We start from the raw sequence: 8,076 nt of genomic DNA, 5'->3' as shown, positions 1-8,076 counted from the left end.
CAGTGACAAAATTGGAGCTAGAAGACCCGTAGCAAAAGCAAATATCATTGGGTCGTTCTGTCCGGCATTTAAAACTAAAGTGGCAACCAAGCCGCTGATAATATTGAACGAAAGCTTCACCATACCAACCGAGAAAAACCCAGTCAGCCAAGCGAAAATAGATTTTTGACCGATAGGAAGGAGAGAGCCACCGACAGCAAGAGGACCGAGCAGTCCTGTTAGCAGCAGGGAGATTTCAACAATCCACTGAAAGGCAATTCCGAATGCAATCAGCCAACCTCGAACGGCTAACTGAAAGATATTGGTGTTAAATGTCTGACCCAATCCATCCAAAAACTTTTGAAACCCGTTGGATGGTCCGTTGGGCAAATTTCCGCCAACTTGTTGAGCTTGAGCTTTGGCTTTATCAAGGCAAGCTTTTTGTTGCTCTGGTTCGACAATTGAGGCGCACTGATTGACCAACGATTCGGCTAAGTCGGCAGCTCCACCCTCGGTAACAACCTGCTTGTAAGCTTCCTTCAGTCGAATTGAACTAGACGTTTGATCCAAAACAGCCTGGTTGGTAGCATTGATTACGTCCCTTAGCTGCAAGGTGCAAGTGGACAGTAATTGCCCCTGATTGGCAAGAAGGGCGCAAACTAGAAGAGGCCAGATAACTTCAGATAAAGGTGACGCGGTGGAATCATCGGCAAGGGCTTTAGCCCACTGCACAACCCAAATAAGAAGAGTGCCTACGGCAAATAGCAAACCCAAGTTAGCAATAGCGCCGTACAAACCCGCACCCCCGACTCCACCGGCACCAATCACGTCCTGCCACAGTTGATCCATTGCCGAAGCGATCGCCTCGCTAGCGGCTGCGCCATCTTCAGTAATTTTGGAGGCACTCTCACCAGGAGAAGTATTCGATTGAGCCAAAAATAAGGGAAGCTCAAAAAGGAACATAACTGTGTGGAAAGATGGCGTTGAAATGTTTAAGGAATCACGCTCACTCGGCGTGAGAATTGACTAAAACAAACTGGCTTGAGAGGCAGTACGCAGGTTAGAGTAACCACCGCCAATGGCTTGGTAGTTAGATTGCTGCGTTTGACCATCAACCGTTCGCGAAATATTAGTGAGCTGTTTATTGGTTTGAGCACCCTGTTCGGTCTGCTTGAGAGAGTCAGCCCTCAACCCTCCCAAGACGTTAGAAGTCTCAGCCGTCTGAGAAGCGATATGCTTCATGACGTTTTGAGTCACTTCGTCACCTTGAGCTTGCTCGGCATATTGCTGGTTGTTTTCAACACTGGTCTGAGTTTGGTCGTAAGCTTTTGCTTGTTGCTTTTGACCGGCGTCACTAAGGACAGCTTCGGAGCTGGCGTTAGCGTTTTGCCGATCCACTTCATTAGCCGCCGTCTCGCCCTTATATTCGGGAGAGTTGGAATCAAGGGATGCCTCTTTAGACTTTTCCCTGGCTTTGGTAGAATCAGCTAAACCCAGATCGCCCATAAGCCCATCAGTAAGACCTTTGAACTCGTCTCCAAGGGAGCCAATCGTTTCAGAGAACTTATCGGCGTACCCCTGAACGGCTTTGAGTTGATTGTTAAACCAGTCAGTGAGGCTCGATATTGGATCGGAGTTACCGCCGCTGGGTGCGGCATGAGCTGGAGCGCCCATAACTCCTAACAACAGAACAGAGGCGACAAAACCTGTTTTTACGCTCACTAAGAAGGAAAGTTTTTTCTTGTTCATATGAAGTTGCGTTGCAATCAAAGTGCAATAGTGAGTGTTAGGACGCGCGAATCGAAGCAACTAGCTCTTGGGCAAACGTGTTCAGCCCAACAAACTTGTCGGAATGGCGACGCATTGCGTCCGTCCGAGCCTGCTGCTCATTGGGGTTATTCGCGACAGCCGCTAGCAGCCCAAAAGCCGGATAAAAACGAGCCTGGGTAAAAGTACCCATGTCATCAACCAGCCATTGGGAGTAGATGGACTCTTTCTTGGGGAAAAAGCTTTCGGAAGCGTTGCGAGAGATAATCTCACGGGGATATTTGAGAATATCCACGAAGGCATCTACCGCAGTCGCCTGAATCCGCCCGACCAACCGAGTGGTCATGTTGGCAAAAATTTTGGCTCCACCCGCACTATTGGCAATACTGATCGGCTCTTGGGCAGAAAGGATGACACGTACCCCGGCTTTAGCACCGTTGGCACACAAGCGTCCCACCAACTGAGAAATCGAGCCATATTCAAAAAGGATGGGACTCTCATCTATAAAGAAGATGCTCGCGGGAAATGCAAGCGCTCTACGCAGCGCTGCCGAGTAAGCACTCAAAGAAAGAACCGCTGCGTCTTCATCGTTACTGAGATTCGCCAGTGCAAACACCAGTAGCTGAGAGTCAGCGCGGAACGTTGAAGGACGACTGATAGACTTACCTACCCGCGAGGTGAGCCAGAAATTGAGGCGCAGCTTGATTTGCTGCATTGCCGTTTTAATGTCATCGCTGACTCCATCCATCTTGAGGCGCTCGTAGGAGCAATAGCCCAAAAAGTCGTGCAGCGTAGGCATCGTGAGCCAAAACTCACTGCCAAATCCCCCAATAAATGCCTGAGCGTAGCGATCGCGAATCAAGTCATCGCTAAAGAAAGCATCTACCGCTAGAGTCAGAATGCTTCGCACCGTATCGGAGAATGCTCGCTCGGCTGCGGTATCGCCACCCTTAGCACCGACCACCATCGTCATCAGAGCTTGAATCAAAAAGTCCTTGTAATCTTCAAGGCGCTCCTTTTGTTGGTCAGCAGGCAACATTGAAAGGTCGGGCAGCTCGAACAGATTGCTCGACTCTTTGCTGATGTTGAAATACGAACCGCGATCGCCCATAAAGTGGGTGTAATCGGTGAACGTACTAGACCCATCGGGCTTGGGATAGTCCATACAGACGACAGGCATCCCGTAAGCGAGAGCCTGGGTGAGAATCCCTCCCGCCAAAACGCTCTTACCAGAACGGGTAGTTCCAAAGAGCATCAAGTTTTTGTGTTTGGTGTAGAGGTCGATGTAAATAGGACTTCCACCCTCTGCCGCAATCAATTCCAATCCGGTCGAATCGGAGGTACGCGGCATCACAATTGGCATGAGTCCGGGGACTTCACCGTTCAAGTAGGTCTGACGGCGATTAAAGGGCTTGGCTAAAAGCCGCTGCCAACAGATGGGAAATGTCTGCATCCAAATGAGCCAGGGATATTCCTCTTCCCTCGCCACCCAAGCCGGACGCAGAAATAGAGACGAGAGATAGTTGCAAGCATCGTCCAGGACGTTCTTCGACTTGCGGTGAACCAGAAAAACGACGCTTGTGTAGAAGGGAACGGCTCCCTCATAAAGAGCTTCTTGCGCTTCTACACCTTTTTTGATGTTGAGCTGTGCCTTGACATCGATGGAGTTCCCCTGCGATGCAATAGCCGTAGCTGTATTCGCCTGTTTGGTCAGGCGCTGCATATTGCTTTTGACTATCGCTTCGTTAGCTCTAGTCAACTGGCAAAAAACCTCAGTGTCGTAAACTTTCTCTTTTGATAAAACCTCCCAGATGTAACGAAGTTGAGATTCCTTTCCAATCCAGCCCCCCGGCTTATCGACAAAGGGCATGACTCCGACATATTTGCCGTTAGCGTGTACCCAGCGGCGGTCGGTGACGGGCAGTTCCTCTGCGGCTAAAAGCGTCAAGGGAGACATTTCACTACGCACTTCTTCGCGCAAGCCGTTCTCAGTAAGAACCAAGACTTGGGGAACATCAATTGGCTGGGTTTGGTTCAGGCGATACCAAAGAAGTTCCCAAAGCTCGGTATCGTTGAGGACTCTTAAGTTAAGCCCGAGCTTGTTGGACAAAAGTTGTTCCCATTGCTGAAAACCAGTGGCATAAGAAGCAGCCAAAAGCTGCTCCATCTGCACGAACTGAGCTTTAGCCAGTTGCCCAGTAAAGTCTTTCCAAATGCGATCGCATTTGCCAAGCAGCTTCTCAATCGGATCGGACGCGCCAACCGCTCCGGGTTCGATGGTATAGGTGCAATAGAGATAAAGTTTTTTGGGTTTGCGAATGCCCATTTTGGTAAGTTCGGCAACCCTCTGACGATCCGACAGCAGAAGGTAGGCAATCTCATCGGAAGGCGCTTGCTTTATCAGCGTCTTAAGCTGGCGTTGGCGAAGGGCATCGGTGGTGAACGAAGACATATGAATTGTCAAACACTCACCACCTTGGGGAAAGTCCTTCAAACCAGCTTCTATTGCATCAAAAACTGGGTCGATTTGTTCGGCTCGCATGGTGGAATGAATGCCCATGCATTCAAACCCAAAAGTAACCATGAAGCTGTTCTCATCTTTTTGGAGAAGGTAGCCGCCTACTTGGCGACCTTCCAATTCGATGCGAACCATCGATACCAACTGAAACAAGTCCTCAATCGGCGTCCCTTTGCGCTTTTCGGAGCCGTTGTCAAACCTTTGAGCGCCAATTTTCTTTTTCTGTTTGGGAACTTTCTCAGCCTTGTTAGACGCCTGTTTAGCTACAGGCTCTCTCTTGAGTTGCATTTGCCTAAAACCTAAAAACCGTAAAAACGTAGCGCTTGAAACGATTGAAAAACTAACTATCTAGGGTCTTGGGAATCAGACTTAAGGAATGGTCGGTAGCGACCGTAGCCGCGTACTAAGTAGGGAGTACCGATGAATTTGGATAAGAATCGCCAAGACTTGGAACCAGTCAGAACCCACCAAGTTGCAATGCCCCAAGCAGCGACACAACCAGTAGCGACCCAATTAAATTGCAACAACACCTTGCACAAGTAGTAAGATGTTCCAACAATGGCGATCCAGGGAAGGAATTGGTCAGCAGGGAAAGGTCCGATATTAGGCTGCTGACCAAGATTGGCGTTAACCTTGCGGAATTTTTTGGAATCGTCAGTCACGGCCTAAAAGATATCTCTTGTTGAGTCATATCGTGTGCGCGTGAAAACCCCGCTCTTTAAGCGCCACCCCCACCGATGATGAACTGACTGAGTAAGTCGCCCATTGTGATAGCAATCAGGATGATGAGAGGAGTACGTGCCAAGTTCTGCCAGTCTTCGTCCTGACGTGCTGCCTGAACGACTTTCACCAAAGAAATACCCAGGTACAGGATGAACAAACCGCGCAAAACGTTAAACACCAATGGAATAACCTGACCGCCTTGGGGGAATTGCCCCGTCATCCACTGTTCGGCTTGTCCGAAAAACTGAGCCGAAGCCGGTTGGGATATACCGTTGAGGAAAAACATTGCTGCCACTGCAACAAGCAAACCGGCTTGCCAGCTCAATCGATACCGTTTGAGCCAACGACCCACGGTGCTAAACTCAGCAGGCCAGAGCATATAGGAAATGCCGATGCTTCCAAGAGTTACCGCCGAGACGCTCAACACGCTGGACGTGTAGACCATATCGGTCAAAAGAACAAACGAGGATGCAACCATCAGGGGATATACGGAAGCATCTTTTGATCGACGATTAAAGCGGTGTGTCTGAGTTAAAGCCATAAGAAAAATGGATTACCTTCTTCAATTGCTGTAGTGAGGAGTTCAAGATGAAGGTAACTGAAACAAAAGGGGTAAAGATTCCTACCTATGAATTAGGCAGGCAGTTAGAGGAAGAATTTTGGGTAATAGCCCCGATCTATAATCCATACAGGGCAAGGGTTCCAAAAAAACACCTTCAAGCATCTACTCCTTTGGTTAGAGGAAGAAATTGCTAAAATTGGAACGGACTTTACAAAGTCTTCAATAAAAAAAAAGATAGATCTAAGGCTGGAATTCGTATGAAGAAAATCTGGTGGGTAATTGAAATTACCGTTAAAGCGATCGGGAGTTTTTTTGACTTCATGGAACCGTATGCGATCGCGCTAGATGCGGGGGTAGCCTGGATACTGACAGTGGCAAGCGTGGCGATGGGGTTAGGAATGCTATTTGCCGGGGGGATAAGTATGGCTCTATTTGGAAGCGCGTGGTTTTTAGTAGGTTACCTGCTGTGTCCTGCCGTGAAAATGGGAAACCTACCAAAGGCAATAGCTTGTGGAATAGCCGTATTCTTGTTGAGTGTCCTGGAAAAATATGCAGCCTCATAATAGCTAACGCTTTTACGCACAAGAGAGAAAACAGGCAAGCGGTATTAGACCGAGAGCATCCGTGTGTTGAGGGTGCTTATTTTTTAAAATAAACGCGGAAATTTTATGGACATCTTAAAGTTTAAAAATGGCTACTGTGGAAAGTCGGGACTCGTATACGGCGGCAGACCAAAGCGAGAAAATTACTTAAACGGGCAATTGCTAATCAATCTAGGGAACCCGTATTCCTGGAAAAAATCCAAGTATGTCAAAGGTGCCGTCAAAGATTTAGCAGAGTCACTATCAAGTTATAGAAGCTGGCTCTGGAACAGAATTGTGGATGCCTGCAAGAGTGGAAAAACAGAACAACTTGAAGCTTGGGAACAAGACTATCTGACCAAAGTACTGGCGTTGTGTCAAGCAATCCAGTCGGGTCGCGTCAGGGGACTTGTGTGCTGGTGCCTCGATCTAAAAGACTACGTTCCGGTAAAAGGGCTGGCTGACAAAAGATGTCACGTTCAAATCCTTCATGGCTGCTGTCTAACGCTTATCGACTTAGGACTTGTTCCAAAAGAGCCAGTACTCGATTTACAGCACGCCAAGCCCATTGACGTATTTGACTTGTGGTAGGGAACCCATTGTCAAATTCCAGTCGGCTGGAATTTGGCAAAGCCCTCCGTTCGCACCTCTTGGATTTAAAGCGAGTCAAAAACGGTATGCATCTTGTTGCAATCTTGTTGAAAAAAATAGCTAGCGCTAAATTTTAATGATAAAGATGAATCTATATACTGAAAAAAGAGACAGGTTATTATTAACCTGCCTCTTATTTTTTAGAAAATATTCTAAAAAAACAATGCCTCAGCCTCAGTTTGAAATCCTTGAACTGCATTCTTGGTCTATCCAAGGAATCAGAACACATCCGTATCATATCTACGACAACAAATTGGCTTGTTGGGTCTGCGACACAACAGAAGGGAATGGAGATGACTTTATAGGGTACGAAAGCGAAAATGCAGCCAAGTCCAGAATTGAACTTTTAAACTCAATTGCCAATAGTGCATGGTTGGGGCGGCGATCGGGAGCCGCCTTTTTTTTAACAATCCGATCTCTATGAGCAGCAATTTTTGAGTACAGATAACGCCCGTCGTTATGGCTACAAAAAAGCTGTGCATTGCATTTTACGATAGGAATATATATACTTTATATATCATCACAATAATTTTTTTGTGTGAGCAAAGATATTACCAATTTCCTCTCTTGAGTTACTCACCTACTTAATCCTCTTCAAGAATCGATCTAGGGTGGACGTTTTCGAGAACTGGCTGAAAAACTAGGAATGAAGGAACAACAGGTTCAACATACGAGAAAACTTGGTACGAATCTGTCAGCCTGTGGAGATTAATAAAGATTGCCTGAAAGTTGTCAGAAGGCGGTTAAAACCGAATATTTCGATTAGATAAGAAACATCTGCTTGTCTATAGGGCTGAAAGGAGCAAAAATTCGGCACAAAAAGGCTAGCGCCTTCTTAGAGATAAATACAATTAGTGAGGTATAGAGCAATGAACGACTCAACAAAATTAGCCCAAACGAACAATTCAGAAGTAGATCAGGTAAAGGAATTCATTGGAGATGATATCCCTAATAGCGTGTACATCAATGCTCCACTTCAATGGAAGATTGGGGCAAAGCGAGAGATTAGAGAACCCTACCTAGCTTGCAAACAAGAGGCGTTTGATGGTTTGTGCAAATTCCTGGGCTTCACTCCAGCCAGAGTTGAAGTAAGCGTTAAAAGGGTGAAGTATATCGTATTTGAACTCGACATCGATCGCTTCCGGAGAAACAGGTTAAATCAAGGTCAGTAAAAATAGCTACTTCACTTTCAATATGTAAAGCTAACTGGAAGTGAAGTAGCTATTTTTTTTTGCTAACGCCCAGCATAACAGTTAGGCAAGAAGGGAGCATCCCAAATGTGCAAAAACATTCCT

At 46.9% G+C, this 8,076-nt stretch carries 9 protein-coding genes; 4 read left to right on the top strand and 5 right to left on the bottom strand.

The features are described 5' to 3' along the window. From V6C93_RS15325 to V6C93_RS15305, 5 genes are all read right to left on the bottom strand, one after another. Positions 1-942, bottom strand: a 942-nt coding sequence (locus V6C93_RS15325; protein ID WP_333477532.1) for a hypothetical protein, incomplete at its 3' end; no start/stop codon positions are given. 63 nt (positions 943-1,005) lie between these two features. After that, entirely contained in the window at positions 1,006-1,728 is a 723-nt protein-coding gene (locus tag V6C93_RS15320; RefSeq protein WP_333477531.1) for a hypothetical protein, read from the bottom strand. A 37-nt stretch (positions 1,729-1,765) separates the two neighbouring features. Continuing rightward, the gene (locus tag V6C93_RS15315; protein WP_333477530.1) at positions 1,766-4,552 is read right to left on the bottom strand and encodes a hypothetical protein; all 2,787 of its coding nucleotides are present in this window, start codon (positions 4,550-4,552) and stop codon (positions 1,766-1,768) included. 56 nt (positions 4,553-4,608) lie between these two features. Continuing rightward, positions 4,609-4,926, bottom strand: coding sequence for a hypothetical protein (locus V6C93_RS15310; protein ID WP_333477529.1), 318 nt, complete (start codon positions 4,924-4,926; stop codon positions 4,609-4,611). 56 nt (positions 4,927-4,982) lie between these two features. Continuing rightward, positions 4,983-5,528, bottom strand: coding sequence for a hypothetical protein (locus tag V6C93_RS15305; protein ID WP_333477528.1), 546 nt, complete (start codon positions 5,526-5,528; stop codon positions 4,983-4,985). Between the two features lie 278 nt (positions 5,529-5,806). Here V6C93_RS15305 and V6C93_RS15300 point away from each other — a divergent pair, with 278 nt between their 5' ends. The 4 genes from V6C93_RS15300 (at position 5,807) to V6C93_RS15285 (ending at position 7,953) form a co-directional block, all read left to right on the top strand. Beyond that, complete coding sequence (locus V6C93_RS15300) at positions 5,807-6,112, top strand: hypothetical protein (RefSeq protein ID WP_333477527.1); 306 nt, start codon at positions 5,807-5,809, stop codon at positions 6,110-6,112. 105 nt (positions 6,113-6,217) lie between these two features. Continuing rightward, complete coding sequence (locus V6C93_RS15295) at positions 6,218-6,721, top strand: hypothetical protein (protein WP_333477526.1); 504 nt, start codon at positions 6,218-6,220, stop codon at positions 6,719-6,721. A gap of 223 nt (positions 6,722-6,944) precedes the next feature. Continuing rightward, positions 6,945-7,205 (top strand): hypothetical protein, encoded by a 261-nt coding sequence (locus V6C93_RS15290; protein WP_333477525.1) that lies wholly within the window; start codon positions 6,945-6,947, stop codon positions 7,203-7,205. 445 nt (positions 7,206-7,650) lie between these two features. Further along, on the top strand, positions 7,651-7,953 hold the full coding sequence (locus V6C93_RS15285) for a hypothetical protein (RefSeq protein WP_333477524.1): 303 nt from the start codon (positions 7,651-7,653) through the stop codon (positions 7,951-7,953). Positions 7,954-8,076 lie beyond the last annotated feature (123 nt).

The sequence above is a fragment of the Allocoleopsis sp. genome (assembly GCF_036703385.1).
Lineage (GTDB): Bacteria > Cyanobacteriota > Cyanobacteriia > Cyanobacteriales > Coleofasciculaceae > Allocoleopsis.
The sequence above is the reverse complement of the archived record's forward strand: the minus strand, read 5'-3'. Positions and strand labels throughout refer to the sequence as shown.

Coding starts and splice junctions, on each gene's coding strand:
- V6C93_RS15320 (WP_333477531.1), bottom strand. CDS start 1,728: ATGAACAAGAAAAAACTTTCCTTCTTAGTGAGCGTAAAAACAGGTTTT.
- V6C93_RS15315 (WP_333477530.1), bottom strand. CDS start 4,552: ATGCAACTCAAGAGAGAGCCTGTAGCTAAACAGGCGTCTAACAAGGCT.
- V6C93_RS15305 (WP_333477528.1), bottom strand. CDS start 5,528: ATGGCTTTAACTCAGACACACCGCTTTAATCGTCGATCAAAAGATGCT.
- V6C93_RS15300 (WP_333477527.1), top strand. CDS start 5,807: ATGAAGAAAATCTGGTGGGTAATTGAAATTACCGTTAAAGCGATCGGG.
- V6C93_RS15295 (WP_333477526.1), top strand. CDS start 6,218: ATGGACATCTTAAAGTTTAAAAATGGCTACTGTGGAAAGTCGGGACTC.
- V6C93_RS15290 (WP_333477525.1), top strand. CDS start 6,945: ATGCCTCAGCCTCAGTTTGAAATCCTTGAACTGCATTCTTGGTCTATC.
- V6C93_RS15285 (WP_333477524.1), top strand. CDS start 7,651: ATGAACGACTCAACAAAATTAGCCCAAACGAACAATTCAGAAGTAGAT.